This is a genomic window from Pseudonocardia nematodicida (genome assembly GCF_040105385.1).
Classification (GTDB): Bacteria; Actinomycetota; Actinomycetes; order Mycobacteriales; family Pseudonocardiaceae; genus Pseudonocardia; species Pseudonocardia nematodicida.
Genome location: NZ_JBEDNQ010000004.1, coordinates 56,864 through 74,218, shown reverse-complemented (window position 1 = coordinate 74,218; position 17,355 = coordinate 56,864). Strand labels below are relative to the sequence as shown.

The following is a 17,355-nucleotide window of genomic DNA, read 5'->3' as shown; positions in this document are numbered from 1 at the left end:
CTACCCTGGCCCCGTGACGCAGCCCGAGGTGACCGCCGACTCCGTCAAGCACGCCGAGGCGACCCCCGACCAGCCGCAGCCCTTCCGCGAGCTGGGACTCAAGGACGACGAGTACGCCCGCATCCGGGAGATCCTGGGCCGCCGGCCCACCGACGCCGAGCTGGCCATGTACTCGGTGATGTGGAGCGAGCACTGCTCGTACAAGTCGTCGAAGGTGCACCTGCGTTACTTCGGCGAGACCACCACCGACGAGATGCGCTCGTCGATGCTCGCCGGGATCGGCGAGAACGCCGGTGTGGTGAGCATCGGCGACGGCTGGGCGGTGACCTTCAAGGTCGAGTCGCACAACCACCCGTCCTATGTGGAGCCCTACCAGGGCGCGGCCACCGGCGTCGGCGGGATCGTCCGCGACATCATGGCGATGGGCGCCCGGCCGATCGCGGTCGGCGACCCGCTGCGGTTCGGCCCGCTCGACGCCGACGACACCGGCCGGGTGCTGCCCGGGATCGTCGCCGGGGTGGGGGGCTACGGGAACTGCCTGGGCCTGCCGAACGTCGCGGGTGAGGTCGTCTTCGACCGCTCCTACGCGGGCAACCCGCTGGTCAACGCGCTGTGCGTCGGTGCGCTGAAGACCGAGGACCTGCACCTGGCGTTCGCCTCCGGCGCCGGCAACAAGATCATCCTGTTCGGTGCGACGACCGGGCTGGACGGCATCGGCGGCGTGTCCGTGCTGGCGTCGGAGACCTTCGACGCCGAGTCGGGCGGCTCCGGGCGCAAGAAGCTGCCGTCGGTGCAGGTCGGTGACCCCTTCACCGAGAAGGTGCTCATCGAGTGCTGCCTGGAGCTGTTCGCGGCCGGGCTGGTCGTCGGCATCCAGGACCTCGGCGGCGCCGGGCTCTCCTGCGCCACCTCCGAGCTGGCCAGCGCCGGGGACGGCGGCATGCAGGTCGACCTCGACGCCGTCCCGCTGCGTGCCACCGGCATGACCGCCGCCGAGATCCTCTCCTCGGAGTCGCAGGAGCGCATGTGCGCGGTGGTCACCCCGGAGAACGTCGAGGCGTTCCTGGCGGTGTGCCGCAAGTGGGACACCATCGCCACCGTGATCGGCGAGGTCACCGACGGCGACCGGCTGGTGATCACCTCGGGTGGCGAGACGGTCGTCGATGTCCCGCCGCGCACCGTCGCCCACGAGGGGCCGGTCTACGAGCGCCCGGTCGCCCGCGACGACGCGAAGCAGGACGCGCTGAACGCCGACGTCCCCGAGACGCTGCCCCGTCCGGAGACCCCGTCCGAGCTGCACGCGGAGATCCTCCGGATGGCCGCCGCGCCGAACCTGGCCTCCCGGGCCTGGGTCACCGACCAGTACGACCGCTACGTCCGCGGCAACACCGTCGCCGCGCACGGCGCCGACTCCGGCGTGGTGCAGGTCGACGAGGCGACCGGTCGCGGGATCGCGGTCGCCACCGACTGCAACGCCCGGTTCGTCGCGCTCGACCCGTACACCGGCGCCCAGCTGGCGCTGGCCGAGGCCTACCGCAACGTCGCCGTCTCCGGCGCGGTCCCGCTGGCCGTCACCGACTGCCTGAACTTCGGCTCGCCGGAGGACCCGCACGTCATGTGGCAGTTCCAGCAGGCCGTCCGCGGGCTCGCCGACGGCTGCGCCGTGCTCGGCACCCCGGTCACCGGCGGCAACGTCAGCTTTTACAACCAGACCGGCACCACCGCGATCCTGCCGACCCCGGTGGTCGGGGTGCTCGGCGTGATCGACGACGTCGCAGGCGCGGTCCCGTCCGGGTTCGCCGGGGCCGACGGCGACGCGGTCGTCCTGCTCGGGAGCACCGCCCCCGAGTTCGGCGGGTCCGAGTGGGCGCACGAGGTGCACGGGCACCTCGGTGGCCGCCCGCCGGCCGTCGACCTGGAGCACGAGCGGCGCCTGGCCGGGCTGCTCGCCGCCGCGGCCGCGGACCGGGTGCTCACCGGCAGCCACGACCTCTCCGACGGCGGGCTGGCCCAGGGGCTCGTCGAGGCCGCGCTGGCCGGGAACCGCGGCGCGCGGGTCGACCTGACCGTGGTGCACGACGACGCCTTCACCGCCCTGTTCTCCGAGTCGGCCGGCCGGGTGCTGGTCACCGTGGCCGACGCCGACGCCTTCCTGGCCCGGGCCGCCGAGGCCGGCGTCCCGGCCGTCCGGATCGGGGAGACCGGCGGCGACGCCGTCGACCTCGGCGACGCCGCCGCCGGGCGGCTGGAGCTGGCCGAGCTGCGGACCGCATGGGAGGCGACCCTCCCGGCCCGGTTCGGCCCCGTCTCGGTGTGAGCGACCCCCGCGACCTGCTGACGGACTGGCTCGCGGGCGGCCCGGAACCCGACCGCGCCACCCGCAAGGCCGCCGTCAAGGAGTCGCTGGCCGAGCTGGCCCGTCGTGCCCCCGGGCACAGCGTGGAGGTCCGGGTCCCGCCGTTCGGCGCGGTCCAGTGCATCGAGGGCCCGCGGCACACCCGCGGTACCCCGCCCAACGTCGTCGAGGCCGACCCGCGGACCTGGCTCGCCCTCGTGCTCGGCGTCACCACCTGGGCCGACGCCGTCGCCGGCGGTTCGGTACGTGCCTCCGGGGGCCGTGCGCCCGAAGTCGGCACGTTCCTGCCGCTGCGTGACTCGTGAGTGGTTGTCGCGGTCGCCGACCGCGACAACCACTCACGAGTCACGGAGTGACCCGGGTCGCGCACCGAGGTGAACGTCGTGTTGCGGGGCGTAGGATCCGGGACGGTCCGGTACGCCAGCCGAGGAGCGCCGCGTTGAGTTCCCCCCGGAACACCTACGTCAGCCCTGCCCTTGATCCCGACACCGACGAGCCCGGTCCCCGCGAGGAGTGCGGGGTGTTCGGCGTCTGGGCCCCCGGCGAGGACGTCGCCAAGATGACCTACTACGGCCTCTACGCGTTGCAGCACCGCGGGCAGGAGGCCGCCGGCATCGCCGTCTCCGACGGCAAGCGCATGGTCGTGTTCAAGGATCTCGGCCTGGTCAGCCAGGTCTTCGACGAGCAGACGCTGTCCTCGCTGCGTGGCCACCTCGCCGTCGGGCACTGCCGTTACTCCACCACCGGGTCGCAGACCTGGGAGAACGCCCAGCCGACGTTCCGCACCACCGCCACCGGATCCGGGCTCGCGCTCGGGCACAACGGCAACCTGGTGAACACCGCCGAGCTGCGCGACGACGTGGCCCGCCTGGAGACCCGCATCCGGTCGGGGATGCGCGCCACCACCGACTCCGACCTGGTCACCGAGCTGCTCGCGGCGGGCGCCGCGGACCTCGGCGTCTACGAGGCCGCGATGCGGCTGCTGCCGCGGGTGCGCGGAGCCTTCTCACTCACCTTCGCCGACGAGACCACCCTCTACGCCGCCCGGGACCCGCACGGCGTCCGCCCGCTGGTGATGGGCCGGCTCGAGCGCGGCTGGGTGATCGCCTCGGAGACCGCGGCGCTGGACATCGTCGGGGCCTCGTTCGTCCGGGAGGTCGAGCCCGGTGAGCTGATCGCGATCGACGCCGACGGCATCCGCAGCCGGCGCTTCGCCGCGCCGGAGCCGAAGGGCTGCGTGTTCGAGTACGTCTACCTGGCCCGCCCGGACACCCAGATCGCCGGCCGCTCGGTCTACGACACCCGCGTCGAGATCGGCCGCAGGCTGGCCGAGGAACACCCCGTCGAGGCGGACCTGGTCATCCCGGTCCCGGAGTCGGGCACCCCGGCCGCGATCGGCTACGCGCAGGGCTCCGGCATCCCCTACGGCCAGGGGCTGGTGAAGAACGCCTACGTCGGCCGGACCTTCATCCAGCCCAGCCAGACGATCCGCCAGCTCGGCATCCGGCTCAAGCTGAACCCGCTGCGCAGCGTCATCCGCGGTAAGCGGCTGGTCGTGGTGGACGACTCCATCGTGCGCGGCAACACCCAGCGGGCGCTGGTCCGGATGCTGCGCGAGGCCGGCGCCGTCGAGGTGCACGTCCGGATCGCCTCGCCGCCGGTGCGCTGGCCCTGCTTCTACGGCATCGACTTCGCCAGCCGGGCCGAGCTGATCGCCAACGGCGCGGACACCGAGGGTGTACGCCGGTCGATCGGGTCGGACTCGCTCGGCTACGTCTCGGTGGACGAGATGGTCTCCGCCACCGAGCAGCCCCGGTCACGGCTGTGCTGCGCCTGTTTCGACGGCGAGTACCCGATCCCGCTGCCGGAGGAGGCCCAGCTGGGCAAGCACCTCCTGGAGGAGGCCCCGGTGGCGCCCGCCGCGGACCCGGCCCCGCTGTCCGTCGGATACGGTGCTGGAGAGGCGCTGACCCGGCCCTGAGCCCGGGCGCCCTCCCCGAGAACCGAGCCCCGCACCTGGAGAACCGACCCATGCCCTCGACCGAGTCCGGCTCCGCCAGCTACGCCTCCGCGGGGGTGGACATCGACGCGGGGGAGCGGGCCGTCGAGCAGTTCCGCCCGTTCGCCGAAAAGGCCACCCGGCCCGAGGTGATGGGCGGGATCGGCGGCTTCGCCGGCCTGTTCGCCGCGAAGTTCGGCAAGTACACCGAGCCGGTGCTCGCCGCGTCCACCGACGGCGTCGGCACCAAGGTCGCGATCGCGCAGGCGATGGACAAGCACGACACCATCGGCCAGGACCTGGTCGCGATGGTCGTCGACGACCTCGTCGTCTGCGGTGCGGAGCCGCTGTTCCTGCAGGACTACATCGCCGTCGGGCGGCTGGTGCCCGAGCAGGTCGCGACGATCGTGCGCGGCGTCGCCGAGGGCTGCCAGCAGGCCGGCTGCGCGCTGCTCGGCGGCGAGACCGCCGAGCACCCCGGCCTGATGGAGGCCGGCGGCTACGACCTCTCGGCGACCGGCGTCGGGATCGTCGACGCCGAGAAGATGCTGCGCCCGGAGCGGGTCCGCTCCGGGGACGTGCTGGTCGCGATGGGCTCGTCGGGCCTGCACTCGAACGGCTACTCGCTGGCCCGCCACGTGCTGCTCGACATCGCCAGGCTGCCGCTGGACGGGGAGCTGGAGGAGTTCGACCACACGCTCGGCGAGGAGCTGCTGGTCCCGACCCGGATCTACGCCAAGGACTGCCTGGCGATCACCGCCGAGACCGGCGTGCGGACGTTCTCCCACGTCACCGGCGGCGGGCTGGCCCGCAACCTCGAGCGGGTGCTGCCCGACGGGCTCGCGGCGACCGTGGAGCGCGGCTCCTGGACCCCGGCCCCGGTGTTCAAGCTCATCCAGTCCCGCGGCCGGGTCGACCGCGCCGAGATGGAGAAGACCTTCAACATGGGCGTCGGCATGGTCGCCGTGCTGCCGCCCGAGGACGTCGACCGCGCGCTGGCGGTGCTCACCGCCCGGCACGTCCCGGCCTGGATCCTCGGCGAGGTCGGCCGGATCGGCGAGGTCTCCGGCGCCGACTCGGGTGAGCTCGGCGCCCGCGTCCAGCTGCGCGGGGAGCACCCCCGGTTCTGACGGGCGGCCCCGGCCCCGGTCAGGAGAGGGGGCGCTCCGCGGCCCGGTTGGACTCGCGCAGCATCGGCGGGTGCAGCGCGGTCGCCGGGCCGCGCCGGAACAGCCGCGGGGGGCGGCCGCGCCCGCCGGTGACCAGCTGGGGGGTCGGCACCAGGAAGTCGGCGGTCGAGGTGACCTTGCGCTGGAAGTTGCGCGGGTCGAGCGAGGACCCCCAGACCGCCTCGTAGACCCGCCGCAGGTCGGTCACGGTGAACTCGGACGGGCAGAACGACGCGGCCAGCGTCGTGTACTCCAGCTTGGACTTCGCCCGCTCGACGCCGTCCTCGAGGATCTGCTTGTGGTCGAAGGCCAGCGCCGGTACCCGGTCCAGCGGGAACCACGCGGACGCGGACGCTCCGCCCCCCGGCGTCGGCTCCGGCATGTCCGGCACGAACGCCAGGTAGCCCACCGAGAGCACCCGCCCACGCGGGTCGCGGTCCGGCGCGGCGTAGCTGGCGAGCTGCTCGAGGTGCCCGAGGACCGCGTCCCCGGTGTCCGCACCGGTCTCCTCGCCCAGCCGGCGGCTCGCCGTGTGCACGAGGTCCTCGTCCGGCCGGACGAAACCACCCGGGAGCGCCCACTCGCCGAGGAAGGGCTGTTCACCCCGCTCGATCAGCAACACGTGCAGACGGTCGGACCGGACGGTGAGCACGACAAGGTTGACGGCGACGGCGAAGAGGTTGCCGCGCATGTCGTGAACACCTCGTGCAGGGACGTAAGACCTGGGCAGATGCACCCGGCCCGGGCACATCGCGATGATCTTGCCTTATGCGCCGTGCCGGGCGAAAGCCGCTGGTGCGACCGGCGTATCACCCGGATCGACGAGCGGGTGTGTCGTGCTGCAAGAGGTGGACGTACGGCAGCGGCGCCCGGTGGAACCGGACGCCGCTGCGCGCGACTCAACGACGGGGGTCGTCGTCCTCGTCGTTGTACTTCGCCGCGAGGTCGGAGTACTCGCCGTAGTCGTCGTCGCGATCGTCGGTAGTCACCGCCGTCTCGCTACCGATCTCCCGCTGCAAGGCGTCGAGATCCATAGAAGGGGAGCTGTACTTGAGCTCGCGGGCCACCTTCGTCTGCTTGGCCTTGGCTCGTCCACGCCCCATGGCTGGTCCCCCTTACAACAGGGAAGGGGCGGCCCGGTCAGTCGACACGACCCGGCGGCCCCTCTCGTCTCATCAATGTCGTGGTAGTAACCGTACCCTGCTCCGCCCGGTGCGTGCGACGCGGCACCGCCGCCGTCACAACGGAACCGGGCGCACGAGGCGATCGCCCGCCGGACCGGCCCCGCGCGCCGGTCACCCGTCCGGGTCGCAGGTCCGGCGCAGATCAGGAACTCCCGCCGAGCCGGCCACGCGCGGTGCGCCCGGGCGGCGGCCGTTCGGCGTCCGGTTCGTACGAATCGGGGTCGATCGTGACCGGCGACACCCGATCGCCTTCGCCGGCCGTCAGCTCCGCGTCCACCGGGACCGAACGCTTCAGCAGCGCGAGCGCGACCGGGCCCAGCTCGTGGTGCTGGACGACCGTGCCGACCCGTCCCACCGGGCGGCCGTCCCGGACGACCGGGTCGCCGGTCCGCGGCAGCTCCTCGTCGCCGCCGTCGAGGTGCAGCAGCACCAGCCGGCGCGGCGGGCGGCCCAGGTTCGCGACCCGGGCGACGGTCTCCTGACCCCGGTAGCACCCCTTGGTGAGGTGCACCGCGGGGCCGATCCAGCCGACCTCGTGCGGGATCGTCCGGTCGTCGGTGTCGACGCGCAGCCGGGGTGCCCGGGACTCGACCCGCAGGGCCTCGAACGCGCTCGTACCGGCCGCCCGCGCCCCGGCCGCGGTCAGCGCGGCGTACCACCGCTCGGCGTCCGCCCTCGGCACGAGGACGTCGGCCGCGTCCCGCCCGGGCCACGGGGTGCGCCGGACGAACCCGCCGCCGTCCAGACCCAGCACCCCGTGCGGGACCGCCGGGACCGGCAGGCCCGCCTCGGCCAGCACCTGCGGGGTGTCCGGCCCGACGACGGTGTACACCGCCAGCTCGGCGGTCGCGTCGCGCGGCTCGACCTTCGACCAGAACACCATCTTCTGCAGGTAGTCCAGCAGCGCGGCGCCGTCGCCGGCCTCGGTGTCGAGGTAGACGGTGTCGCCGGTCGAGGCCACCGCCATGTGGTGCAGGACCCGGCCCTGCCCGTCCAGTACCAGGGCCTCGGTGCCGGTGTCCGGCGGGAGCTCGCTGACGTGCTGGGTCAGCAGCAGGTGCAGCCAGCTCAGACGTTCCTCGCCGGCCACCGCGAGCACGTCGCGGTGACCGCGGTCGACGACGGCCGCCGAGCGGGCCATCGCGCGCTGTTCGGCGGGCGGGTCCCCGCGGTGCACCGGGACGCCGGCGTCCGGGTCGGGCGGCTGCTCCTGCGGCTCCTGCAGGTCGGGTCCGGGAGTGGTCACCGGTCTCCTTCCACGGCGCGGGCGGCCGCGTCGTTCTCGTCGTGCTCGTGGTCGGGTGTGCCGGCGTCGTGCTCGGCGGCGCAGTCGGCGCAGGTGCCCGAGAGGGCCACGTGCGTCGCGTCCAGCCGGAACCCGAGGTCGGCCTGCGTGCGTTCGGCCACACCGGACAGCAGCTCGGTCGGCGCCTCGTCGACCCGGCCGCAGCGGTGGCACACCAGGTGCACGTGCCGGTGCTGGTGCTCGGAGTAGGTCGGGGCGCCGTGGCCGAGATGGGCGTGCCGGACGACACCGAGCTCCTCGAGCAGGTCCAGCGTCCGGTAGACCGTCGTGATGTTGACCGCCGGTGCGGTGGCCTGCACACGGGTGCACACCTGCTCGGGCGTCGCGTGACCCAGGTCGCGCACCGCGTCCAGGACCAGCTGTCGTTGCGGGGTCATGCGCAGGCCGCGCTTGTGCAACGTGCCCTTCAGTGAGGTGTCCACTCCGCCGATGGTATTCGGTACGGACAGGTAGGCTCGCCGACCGCGAGCGCAGCCGCGCATCGTGCCACGCGAGGGCCGGGAAACCCGGTTCGCCACGCCGGTGAGTAGCCGGTGTGGAGCGTGGAGTTCGCCGCGACGGCGATCGCGCGGCTATCCTGGCCGGTGGCCGACCCGGGTGGTGAACGACGGGCCGGCCGTTGTGGTGCCGGACGACCTGTGAGGAGAGGCGATGACGGCAGACGGGGCGGACCGCCCGGGCGGTTCCCCGCGGTTCGACGTCGTACTCCGCGGCTACGACCGTAGGCAGGTGGACGAGCACATCGTCGGCATGCAGCGCGTCATGGGCCGGATGCGGGCGGACATCGATGCACTGCGGAGCAGGCCGGTGCCGCCGCCTGCGCCGGTGCCGCCGCCGGGCGGGTTCGCCGGGCAGCCCGGTCCGGGGCGTCCCGCGCCGGCGCCGCGGCCAGCCCCGCAGCCCGAGCGGCCGGGGTCGGCCGACAACTTCTCCGACCGGATGCAGGCGATCCTGCAGAAGGCCGAGGAGGAGGCGGAGGAGATCCGGGTCAAGGCGAAGTCCGACGCCGAGCGCGTCACCGCCGAGGCACGCAAGCAGGTCGACCGGGCCCGTGCGGACGCCGACCGGGCCCGCGAGCAGGGCGACAAGCTGCGCGACGAGGTGACCGAGCTGACCCGCCGGCGGGACGAGCTGCGCTCCGAGGTCGCCAAGGGCGCCCGGCACGAGGTGCGGCTGTCCGGGGCGACCGCGGCACCGATGCCGGACAAGGGCGCGCCGCAGCCGTCGCCCGGGGTGAACGGCTCGCGTCCGGGTGCGGACGCTCCGTCCCCCGGTGCCCAGAACGCCCCGTCGCCGGCTGCGGACCAGGCCTCGCGCCCCGGCCCGCGCCCGCAGCCGAAGCCCGCGCCCCGGCCGGGGGCTCCGGCCCCGCAGGGTGGGCCCGGGTCCGAGCGGCACGACTCCGGGTCGCAGAAGCGGCCCGCCGGCGCCGGCGCGAACGCCTGGCCGCCCGGACGCCCCAGCGCCGACGGGTCGGCCGACCAGAAGCAGCGTCCGTCCGGCCAGCAGCCGAGGCCGGAGCCGTCGTCCTCCGACCCGTCGCCGCGGCCCGGTCAGCCCGGGCCGTCGCCGCGGTCCGGCCGGCAGGACTCGGGCCAGCAGGCCCGCCCGCAGCCGTCGCCGGGGCGTCCGGCGGGACCGGGCGCCGACCAGCAGGCCGGCCGGTCGAACGGGGCCGACCCGCAGGCGTCGCCGGACCGGGGTGGCTCGCGTCCGTCGCCGTCGGCGCGTCCGTCGCCCGCTCCCCGGCCCGGTACCGCGCCGTCCGGCCCGCAGAACCAGAACGCGGCCGAGCACACCACCGCGGTCCGCCCCGGTCACGACGAGCCGGAGCCCGCAGACCTGTTCCGGCCCGCCTCGGACTCCCGGCAGGGCGACCCCGCGACGTCCGCGGTGCCGCGCCAGAAGTCGTCCCCGGGTACGGGCGACGGCGCCGAGCGGACCGTCGCGGTGGGTGCCGTCCGCCGTTCCGGTGACACACCGAAGGATGGTTCGCAGCCGGACCCGGCCGAGGAACGTGGCGCCGCCACGGGCTCGCCGGGCAACGCCGGTGACCCACCGACGACGGCCAACCCGGCCGCCGGTCGCCTGCCGGACGGGCAGGGCGCCGACGGGCGCCGACAGGGTTCCGGCCAGGGCGGGAACGCCCAGGACAACCACCGGAACGGTGTCGACGGCCGTACCGACGGCGCCGACAAGCCGGGCCGGGGCCCGGGGGGCGGCCACCCGAACGGCTCCGGCGGCGCCGCCGAGAGCGCGTCCGCCGGTGAACGAGCCGGTGCGGGACAGCCGTCGTCGGGGACGCGCAGCACCTGAGATCCCCCACACGGTGGGGTCGGCCCGCATAAGGTCCGGGCCCATGCAGTTCGGCTCGTTCACGGTCCCGCTCCTGTCGCTCGTCGCGGCGGGGGCGGGCGTGCTCGTGCTCCTGGTCGTGTGGGGGGTGTGGCGGGCCCGCCGGATCCCGGCGCCCGCACCGCTGCCGGTGGCCCCGCCGGACGTCCCGGAGCGCTACCACCCCAGCGCGGAGGACTGGACCGGGGAGGGCGCCGGTGGCCCCGCCGACCCGCCCCGTCCGCCCCGGCCGCGGACCGTGGCCGACGTGGTGGCCGAGCGTCGAGCCGGGGCGTTCCCGGCGCCCGTCCCGCCGGCCCGACCCGATCCGGCCGTCCCGGCGCACGGCCGGCCCGACGCGGCCTCCGATGCACCCGAGCCCGCTCCGCCCGTGCCCGTCCACCCGCGGGAGCCCGTGGGACGGCACGCCGCCCCGGACGCCTCCGATCTCCCCGCGCCCCCGGAGGAGGGGTCGCTCGAGGCGCTCTTCGCGCCCGCCGACGAGGTGCCGGACGCGGCGACCCTGGACCGCATGCGGCAGGGCACCGGCGGTGACCGGCGCGGCGTCGCTCGCCGCGACGAGCGACCGGCCCCCCGGGACCGAGCCGTCACCGATGATCGACCGGTCACGGGCGACCGGCCGGAGTGCGACGACCGTCCCGTACCCGGTGAGCGACCCGTCCACGCCGACAGGCCGGCGTCCGGCGGCCCGTCAGGTCCCGATGACGACCCGGAGGCTCCTGGCCGTGCCGGCCCCGGCGCCGCGCCCGGCCCGATCGGTGACCCGAGGACACCGCTCCCGCCCTGGTCGGCCGAGCGCACCGAGCCCGCCGCGCAGGACCTGCCCGCCGGGCAGCCGGACACCCCGGATGCGGAACCCGCCGCCGCCCACCGCCCGGGCCACGACACGCCTGCGGTGCCGGACCCGGCGGTGCCGGACCCTGCGGTGCCGGAAACGATGTCCCGGGCCGTGCAGCAGGCCCTCGCCGCCCGTGCCGTCCAGCGCGCCCGCCAGCTCCGCGGCGAGATCGACCCGCCGCCCGCCGCCCCCGCGTCCGGCGACGAGCCCGGGCAGCCGCTGACCGTCGTACCCTCCCCGCCCGCGACGCCGGCGTCGGCGACCGGTCCCACCGCGGCCGCCGCCCGGGACGCCCGCGACCGGCTGCTGTCGGTGCTGCTCGCCGACCCGGCCCGCGCCCTGGACGCCACCCAGCTGCTCGACGACTCGCGGGACCGGATCTCCCAGCTCGACGACGTCCTGCGCCGCCGCCGCGACGAGCTCGCCGGCGCGGTCCGGCACCTGCACGACTGCGGGCTCGACCCGGCCCAGATCGGGCGGCTGTCCGGGATGGACACCGCCGACGTCCGGATGATCGTGGACGGCCAGGACTCCGGCCGCTGACCCGCCCGCCCTCGCCGGTCCCGTCGTACGGGGGCCGTCGTCGGGATCCGGCCGTAGGGGTACGCGACCGTGGCTCATGACGGGCGCCTGCTGCTAGGTCTGGTCGGGGACCGAGGGAAGGCGGATCGACGTGGGTTCTGTGGACACCGGTGCGGCAGCGGCGACGGTGACGGTGGGCGGGCGCCCGCTCACCCTCGACGAGGTGGTGGACGTCGCCCGCCGGGGCGCTCCGGTACGGATCGACCCGGCGTCGTCGGAGGCGATGCGGGCCGCGCGCGCGGCCGTCGACGAGCTGGCTTCCGGTGCCCGGGCCGTCTACGGGGTGTCCACCGGGTTCGGGGCGCTGGCCTCGATGAACATCGGCGTCGGGGAGCGGGAGGCCCTGCAGCTCGCCCTGGTCCGGTCGCACGCCGCGGGCAGCGGGCCGGAGGTGGAGGACGAGGTCGTGCGCGCGCTCATGCTGCTGCGCATGCAGACGTTCACCACGGCCCGGACCGGTGTGCGGTTCGAGATCGCCGAACGCTACGTCGCGATGCTCAACCACGGCCTGACCCCGACCGTGCACGAGTACGGGTCGCTCGGCTGCTCCGGTGACCTCGCCCCGCTGGCGCACTGCGCCCTCGCCGCGCTGGGCGAGGGCACGGTCCGCACCCGCGACGGGCGGGTGCTCGAGTCGTCGCGGGCGCTGGCCGAGGTCGGTCTGGAGCCGCTGCGGCCGGCGGCCAAGGAGGGCCTGGCGCTGATCAACGGCACGGACGGGATGCTGGGGATGCTCTCCCTGGCGATCGCCGACCTGCGCTCGCTGTTCCGCCACGCCGACATCGCGACGGCGATGAGCGTCGAGGCGCTGCTGGGCACCGACCGGGTGTTCGCGCCCGAGCTCCACGCGGTCCGGCCGCACCCGGGCCAGCGGGACTCCGCCGCGAACCTCGCGGCCCTGCTCGCCGGTTCGGCGATCATGGACAGCCACCGCGGGGAGGAGTGCACCGTCGTGCAGGACGCCTACTCGCTGCGGTGCGCCCCGCAGGTGGCCGGCGCCGCCCGCGCCACCCTGGCGCACGCCGTGTCGGTGGCCGACATCGAGCTCGGCAGCGCGGTCGACAACCCGGTCGTCCTCGACGACGGGCGGGTCGAGAGCAACGGCAACTTCCACGGCGCGCCGGTCGGGTACGTGCTCGACTTCCTCGCGATCGCGGTCGCCGACATGGCGTCGATGAGCGAGCGCCGCACCGACCGGCTGCTGGACCCGGGCCGGTCGCACGGGCTCCCCGCGTTCCTCGCCGGGTCCCCCGGGATCGACTCCGGTCTGATGATCGCGCAGTACACCCAGGCCGCGATCGTCAGCGAGCTCAAGCGGCTGGCGGCCCCGGCGAGCGTGGACTCCATCCCGTCCTCGGCGATGCAGGAGGACCACGTGTCGATGGGCTGGTCGGCGGGCCGCAAACTGCTGAAGGCGGTGGACGGCCTCACCCGCGTCGTCGCGATCGAGACGATGACCGCGGCGCGCGCCCTGGAGATGCGCCACCCGCTGACCCCGTCGCCGGCGACCGCGCGGGTGCTGGCGGCACTGCGCGAGACGGTGCGGGGCGTCGGGCCCGACCGGTGGCTGTCCCCGGACATCGACGCCGCCGTCGACCTGGTCCGTGCCGGCGCGCTCCTGCGGGCCGCGGAGAGCGTCGTCGGGGCACTGCGGTGACGCCACCGCGGCGCCGGGGGTTCAGGCGTCGACGGTGAAGCGGACGGCGCTGCCCGGGGTGGCCTGGGCCAGCAGCGGCAGGTCCGCGGGGTCGACGACGCCGATCACCGGGTAGCCACCGGTGGTCGGGTGATCGGCGAGGAACACCACCGGCGGGCCGTCCGGCGGCGCCTGCACGGCGCCGGTGACCATCGCCTCGCTGGGGAGCTCCCGGCCCCGGGTGTCCGGGCACCGGGGTGGCGCGGGGCCGTCCAGGCGCACCCCGATCCGGTTCCCCGTCGGCGACACGGTCCACACCGGACCGGCGAGGGCGGCACCGGCGTCGGTGAACCAGTCGTCGCGCGGCCCGAGCCGGACCCGCAGCCGGATCGTGGCCGGCGGCAGCGACACCGGGACCGGTCCGCACTCCGGTACCGGGCCGGTCCACGGGCCGACCGGCAGCGCGTCGCCGTCGGCGACCGGCTCCGGACCGAGCCCGGACAGCAGGTCGGTGCTGCGGCTGCCGAGCGCGGCCGGGACGTCCAGCCCGCCGGCCACCGCGAGGTACACCCGCAGCCCGCCCACCGGCGTCCCGATCTCCAGGACGGCGCCGTCCGGGACCCGGACCGCGTGGTGCGAGCCGACCGGCCGGCCGTCGACCCGCACCGGGGCCGGCGCGCCGGTCACCGCGACCAGCCGCGGGCCCCGGGCGCGCACCCGCAGCCCGCCGCCGAGCAGCTCCAGCCCGGCGGTGCCCGGCGCGTTGCCGACCAGCCGGTTCCCCAGGTCGAACGCCGGCCGGTCCAGCGCTCCCGACGGCGGGACGCCCAGGTGCGCGTTCCCCGCCCGTCCGTGGTCGGTGACCAGCGCCTGCGGGCCGGACGCGAGGACGTCCAGGAACGCGCTCATCGGACCTCGAACCGCACCCGGTCACCCGGGGTGAGCAGCGCGGGCCGGTCCGCGGCCGGGTCGAACAGGACGGTGTCGGTGCGCCCGATGAGCCGCCACCCGCCCGGTGAGCGGCGCGGGTAGACGCAGCTGTAGACGTCCGCGATCCCGACCGAGCCGGCCGGGACCGCCGGGCGGGAGCTCTCCAGCCGCGGCTGCCGCAGCGGCTCCGGCAGGCCGGACAGGTACCCGAATCCCGGCGCGAACCCGCAGAAGTCCACCGTGTACTCCGCCCCCGAGTGCAGCGCGACGACCTCGTCGGCGGAGATCCCGGCGGTCGCCGCGACCAGCTCGAGGTCCTCGCCGTCGTAGACGACACCGATGGTGTGCAGCTCGCCGGTGCCCGACGTGCCGGCCGCGGGATCCGCGGCGGCCGCCGCCTCCCGGACGCGATCGAGCGAGGCACCCGCGGACACCTCGACGAGCACGGTGCGCGCGGCCGGGACGAGCTCGGTCACCTCGGGCAGCCCGGCGGCCCGGACGGCCGCGACGACCGCCGCGACCTCGGTGGCCGACGTCACCTCGAACAGCAGTGCCCGGCCACCGCAGGGCCGCGCCACGGGCTCCATCTCGGAGACGTCAGCCCGCGACGCGGCTGAGCATGGCCGACATGTACGGCACGACCTCGCCGCCGTCCAGCGACCGCTCGTCCACATAGGCCAGATCGCCCTGGTTGACCAGCCCGTAGAGCCGCTTCGCCCCGCTCGTCTCGCGCGCGGTCCCGGTGCGGGCCACGGCGTCGGACTCGATCTGCCAGGACCGCATGTCGCCCTTCGGTCCGTAGTAGAGCTCGGCCAGCCCGTTGCTGGAGGCGATCACGACCTCCAGCGAGCCGTCGGGCTGCGGCCGCCAGAAACCGGTCTCCCGCTCCAGCAGCTCGCCGATCGCGCCGTCCTCCCCGACCAGCCAGGCGCGGGACTCGAAGGACAGGAACGGGCGCCCGTCGTGGGCGAACACCAGCTGCTGGGCGAACGTCCGGGCCCCCTCGACGGCCGGGTCGACGATCTCGCCCGAGCCACGCCAGACACCGACCAGCGGGAGCAGCCCGAGACAGGCCTCGTCCAGGTCGGGGCCCTGACGCAGGTTGGCGGTGTCGTCGGGGACCGGCAGGTCGTCCCAGCGGGGGCGGTTGCGCTGCGGCGAGTCCGGCGCGGCGTTGCGCGGGCCGGTGATCGTGGTCTGCAGCTCGTCGTCGGACGGGGTCACGTCAGGGCTCCTCGGTGTCGTCTTCGGCGGGCCCGGCGGGCGCGGTGCGGTCGGATGTCACGGCGCGGTCTGCGGGGACCGCGGCCGGCTCGACGACGAACAGGCGCCGGAGCAGCCAGCCGGCCCAGGCGGCGGTCCCCGCGGACAGGGCGATCAGCAGCCCGGTGGAGAACCAGTGCACGGCGCGCCAGCCTACTCGTGGGGTGCCCGGGAACGACGAACGCCGCCCCGGACACGAGGTCCGGAGCGGCGTTCGGTCCTTCAGCGAGTTCGGTCCGGAGCTCAGGCGACGGCGACCTCGGCCTGGTGCAGACCGGGGCCGTCGGCGACGAGCTCGGACTGCCCGTTGCCGGAGCGCGACAGCGCCCGGACGGTCCAGGTGCCGGGGGCGGCGAAGAACCGGAAGTCACCCGAGGCCGAGGACACGACCTCCGCGGTGAACTCGCCGGTGCCGTCCAGCAGCCGCACGAACGCGCCGCCGACCGGCTCGCCGCCGGCCACGACGCGCCCGGCGAGGACGGTCTCCTTCGACAGGTCCGTGCCCGCGGGCAGGGTCAGGGACTGGTCGGGGGCTCCACACATGCTTACTTCGCTCCCAGCTCGATCGGCACGCCGATCAGCGAGCCGTACTCGGTCCAGCTGCCGTCGTAGTTCTTGACGTCGGCGTGGCCGAGCAGCTCGTGCAGCACCACCCAGGTGTGGCTCGAGCGCTCACCGATGCGGCAGTAGGCGATGGTCGCCTTGCTCTCGTCGTAGCCGGCCTCGCCGTACAGCGCGGCCAGCTCCTCGTTCGACTTGAAGGTGCCGTCCTCGTTGGCAGCCTTCGACCACGGGATGTTGACCGCGGACGGCACGTGGCCCGGGCGCTGCGACTGCTCCTGGGGCAGGTGGGCCGGGGCCAGGATCTTGCCGGAGAACTCGTCGGGCGACCGGACGTCGACCAGGTTCTTCTTCTCGATCGCGTCGACGACCTCGTCGCGGAAGGCGCGGATGGACGTGTCGGCGTCCTTCGCGGTGTAGGAGGTCGCGGCGCGGTCCTTGACGTCGGTGGTCAGGGTCCGGCCGTCGAGCTCCCACTTCTTGCGGCCGCCGTCGAGCAGCACGACTCGTCCGTGGCCGTAGAGCTTGAACTCCCAGTAGGCGTAGGCGGCGAACCAGTTGTTGTTGCCGCCGTAGAGCACGACCTTGTCGTCGTTCGACACGCCCTTGGCCGACAGCAGCTGCTCGAACTGCTCCTTGGTGACGATGTCGCGGCGGACCGGGTCCTGCAGCTCGTCGGTCCAGTTCACCTTGACCGCGCCGGGGATGTGGCCCCCGTCGTAGGCGGTGGTGTCCTCGTCGACCTCGAGGAACACCACCCCGTCGGTCTCCAGGTTCTGCTCCGCCCAGTCGGCGGTGACGAGGACGTCCTCGCGGCTCATGTTCGATCTCTCCCGAATGTGTCGCAGGTGGTGAGTGGACGGGGTACTAGGGGCGTGGGCGGGCCACGCGGCCGCGCGTCTCCCGGACCAGGGTCCGGAGGACGGTGAGGAGCGCGGCGGAGAAGCGGACCCGCTGCGGGTCGAGCCGGGGCTCGCTACGCACGGGTCCGAGGTCCGTGACGGACATGGAAGGACTCCTGGGGCGTTGACCGTGGATCGGCCGGTGCGCGGTCTCCCGCGACGGCCCGGGCGCGCGTCAGGAGTCGAGACAGAGGCAGCCGGCGAGGCGGCACAGATCGACCGTGCGGCGTCGGGTCAGCGGCCAGTACACGGTCGCGAGGGTAACCGACCAGGG

The 17,355-nt window shown here is 74.9% G+C and carries 19 protein-coding genes; 7 read left to right on the top strand and 12 right to left on the bottom strand.

What is annotated here, in order from left to right:
- Positions 1-13 precede the first annotated feature (13 nt).
- From purL to purM, 4 genes are all read left to right on the top strand, one after another.
- Positions 14-2,317 (top strand): phosphoribosylformylglycinamidine synthase subunit PurL, encoded by a 2,304-nt coding sequence (gene purL / locus WIS52_RS10765; RefSeq protein ID WP_349298034.1) that lies wholly within the window; start codon positions 14-16, stop codon positions 2,315-2,317.
- On the top strand, positions 2,272-2,661 hold the full coding sequence (locus tag WIS52_RS10760; RefSeq protein ID WP_379611649.1) for a sterol carrier family protein: 390 nt from the start codon (positions 2,272-2,274) through the stop codon (positions 2,659-2,661). The genes purL and WIS52_RS10760 overlap by 46 nt, the downstream gene beginning before the upstream one ends.
- 134 nt (positions 2,662-2,795) lie before the next feature.
- The gene (gene purF, locus WIS52_RS10755) at positions 2,796-4,337 is read left to right on the top strand and encodes an amidophosphoribosyltransferase (RefSeq protein ID WP_349298032.1); all 1,542 of its coding nucleotides are present in this window, start codon (positions 2,796-2,798) and stop codon (positions 4,335-4,337) included.
- 50 nt (positions 4,338-4,387) lie between these two features.
- Entirely contained in the window at positions 4,388-5,485 is a 1,098-nt protein-coding gene (gene purM, locus WIS52_RS10750; RefSeq protein ID WP_349298031.1) for a phosphoribosylformylglycinamidine cyclo-ligase, read from the top strand.
- 19 nt (positions 5,486-5,504) lie between these two features.
- Here purM and WIS52_RS10745 read toward each other — a convergent pair whose 3' ends face one another.
- The 4 genes from WIS52_RS10745 to WIS52_RS10730 form a co-directional block, all read right to left on the bottom strand.
- Entirely contained in the window at positions 5,505-6,215 is a 711-nt protein-coding gene (locus WIS52_RS10745; RefSeq protein ID WP_349298030.1) for an NUDIX hydrolase, read from the bottom strand.
- A 208-nt stretch (positions 6,216-6,423) separates the two neighbouring features.
- Positions 6,424-6,627 (bottom strand): DUF3073 domain-containing protein, encoded by a 204-nt coding sequence (locus WIS52_RS10740; RefSeq protein WP_349298029.1) that lies wholly within the window; start codon positions 6,625-6,627, stop codon positions 6,424-6,426.
- A 223-nt stretch (positions 6,628-6,850) separates the two neighbouring features.
- Positions 6,851-7,954: a CAF17-like 4Fe-4S cluster assembly/insertion protein YgfZ gene (gene ygfZ / locus WIS52_RS10735; RefSeq protein ID WP_349298028.1), complete on the bottom strand. Its 1,104-nt coding sequence runs from the start codon at positions 7,952-7,954 to the stop codon at positions 6,851-6,853.
- The gene (locus WIS52_RS10730; protein WP_349298027.1) at positions 7,951-8,436 is read right to left on the bottom strand and encodes a Fur family transcriptional regulator; all 486 of its coding nucleotides are present in this window, start codon (positions 8,434-8,436) and stop codon (positions 7,951-7,953) included. Before WIS52_RS10730 ends, ygfZ begins: the two co-directional genes overlap by 4 nt.
- Positions 8,437-8,665: 229 nt before the next feature.
- Here WIS52_RS10730 and WIS52_RS10725 point away from each other — a divergent pair, with 229 nt between their 5' ends.
- The 3 genes from WIS52_RS10725 (at position 8,666) to hutH (ending at position 13,446) form a co-directional block, all read left to right on the top strand.
- Complete coding sequence (locus WIS52_RS10725) at positions 8,666-10,330, top strand: DivIVA domain-containing protein (RefSeq protein WP_349298026.1); 1,665 nt, start codon at positions 8,666-8,668, stop codon at positions 10,328-10,330.
- A 43-nt stretch (positions 10,331-10,373) separates the two neighbouring features.
- Positions 10,374-11,750, top strand: coding sequence for a hypothetical protein (locus WIS52_RS10720; protein ID WP_349298025.1), 1,377 nt, complete (start codon positions 10,374-10,376; stop codon positions 11,748-11,750).
- Positions 11,751-11,880: 130 nt separating this feature from the next.
- The gene (gene hutH / locus WIS52_RS10715; RefSeq protein WP_349298024.1) at positions 11,881-13,446 is read left to right on the top strand and encodes a histidine ammonia-lyase; all 1,566 of its coding nucleotides are present in this window, start codon (positions 11,881-11,883) and stop codon (positions 13,444-13,446) included.
- 21 nt (positions 13,447-13,467) lie between these two features.
- Here hutH and WIS52_RS10710 read toward each other — a convergent pair whose 3' ends face one another.
- The 8 genes from WIS52_RS10710 to WIS52_RS31685 form a co-directional block, all read right to left on the bottom strand.
- Positions 13,468-14,334 (bottom strand): 5-oxoprolinase subunit C family protein, encoded by an 867-nt coding sequence (locus WIS52_RS10710; protein WP_349298023.1) that lies wholly within the window; start codon positions 14,332-14,334, stop codon positions 13,468-13,470.
- Entirely contained in the window at positions 14,331-14,942 is a 612-nt protein-coding gene (locus WIS52_RS10705) for a 5-oxoprolinase subunit B family protein (protein ID WP_349298022.1), read from the bottom strand. Before WIS52_RS10705 ends, WIS52_RS10710 begins: the two co-directional genes overlap by 4 nt.
- 10 nt (positions 14,943-14,952) lie before the next feature.
- Positions 14,953-15,579 (bottom strand): heme-binding beta-barrel domain-containing protein, encoded by a 627-nt coding sequence (locus WIS52_RS10700; protein ID WP_379611654.1) that lies wholly within the window; start codon positions 15,577-15,579, stop codon positions 14,953-14,955.
- Between the two features lies 1 nt (position 15,580).
- Positions 15,581-15,760 (bottom strand): hypothetical protein, encoded by a 180-nt coding sequence (locus WIS52_RS10695; RefSeq protein ID WP_349298021.1) that lies wholly within the window; start codon positions 15,758-15,760, stop codon positions 15,581-15,583.
- A gap of 101 nt (positions 15,761-15,861) precedes the next feature.
- Positions 15,862-16,161 carry a DUF1416 domain-containing protein gene (locus WIS52_RS10690; RefSeq protein ID WP_349298020.1) on the bottom strand — a complete coding sequence of 100 codons (300 nt, stop codon included), beginning with the start codon at positions 16,159-16,161 and terminating at the stop codon, positions 15,862-15,864.
- Between the two features lie 2 nt (positions 16,162-16,163).
- Positions 16,164-17,000 carry a sulfurtransferase gene (locus tag WIS52_RS10685; RefSeq protein ID WP_349298019.1) on the bottom strand — a complete coding sequence of 279 codons (837 nt, stop codon included), beginning with the start codon at positions 16,998-17,000 and terminating at the stop codon, positions 16,164-16,166.
- A gap of 46 nt (positions 17,001-17,046) precedes the next feature.
- Positions 17,047-17,187 carry a hypothetical protein gene (locus tag WIS52_RS10680; protein ID WP_349298018.1) on the bottom strand — a complete coding sequence of 47 codons (141 nt, stop codon included), beginning with the start codon at positions 17,185-17,187 and terminating at the stop codon, positions 17,047-17,049.
- 69 nt (positions 17,188-17,256) lie between these two features.
- Positions 17,257-17,331: a putative leader peptide gene (locus WIS52_RS31685; RefSeq protein ID WP_379611677.1), complete on the bottom strand. Its 75-nt coding sequence runs from the start codon at positions 17,329-17,331 to the stop codon at positions 17,257-17,259.
- Positions 17,332-17,355: the final 24 nt, after the last annotated feature.

What these genes read in the sequence shown, in the direction of transcription:
- WIS52_RS10690 (WP_349298020.1), bottom strand. Translation starts at nt 16,161, where the DNA reads ATGTGTGGAGCCCCCGACCAGTCCCTGACCCTGCCCGCGGGCACGGAC.
- WIS52_RS10760 (WP_379611649.1), top strand. Translation starts at nt 2,272, where the DNA reads ATGGGAGGCGACCCTCCCGGCCCGGTTCGGCCCCGTCTCGGTGTGAGC.
- WIS52_RS10685 (WP_349298019.1), bottom strand. Translation starts at nt 17,000, where the DNA reads ATGAGCCGCGAGGACGTCCTCGTCACCGCCGACTGGGCGGAGCAGAAC.
- WIS52_RS10680 (WP_349298018.1), bottom strand. Translation starts at nt 17,187, where the DNA reads ATGTCCGTCACGGACCTCGGACCCGTGCGTAGCGAGCCCCGGCTCGAC.
- WIS52_RS10740 (WP_349298029.1), bottom strand. Translation starts at nt 6,627, where the DNA reads ATGGGGCGTGGACGAGCCAAGGCCAAGCAGACGAAGGTGGCCCGCGAG.
- purM (WP_349298031.1), top strand. Translation starts at nt 4,388, where the DNA reads ATGCCCTCGACCGAGTCCGGCTCCGCCAGCTACGCCTCCGCGGGGGTG.
- WIS52_RS10725 (WP_349298026.1), top strand. Translation starts at nt 8,666, where the DNA reads ATGACGGCAGACGGGGCGGACCGCCCGGGCGGTTCCCCGCGGTTCGAC.
- WIS52_RS10745 (WP_349298030.1), bottom strand. Translation starts at nt 6,215, where the DNA reads ATGCGCGGCAACCTCTTCGCCGTCGCCGTCAACCTTGTCGTGCTCACC.
- WIS52_RS10710 (WP_349298023.1), bottom strand. Translation starts at nt 14,334, where the DNA reads ATGAGCGCGTTCCTGGACGTCCTCGCGTCCGGCCCGCAGGCGCTGGTC.
- WIS52_RS10720 (WP_349298025.1), top strand. Translation starts at nt 10,374, where the DNA reads ATGCAGTTCGGCTCGTTCACGGTCCCGCTCCTGTCGCTCGTCGCGGCG.
- WIS52_RS10705 (WP_349298022.1), bottom strand. Translation starts at nt 14,942, where the DNA reads ATGGAGCCCGTGGCGCGGCCCTGCGGTGGCCGGGCACTGCTGTTCGAG.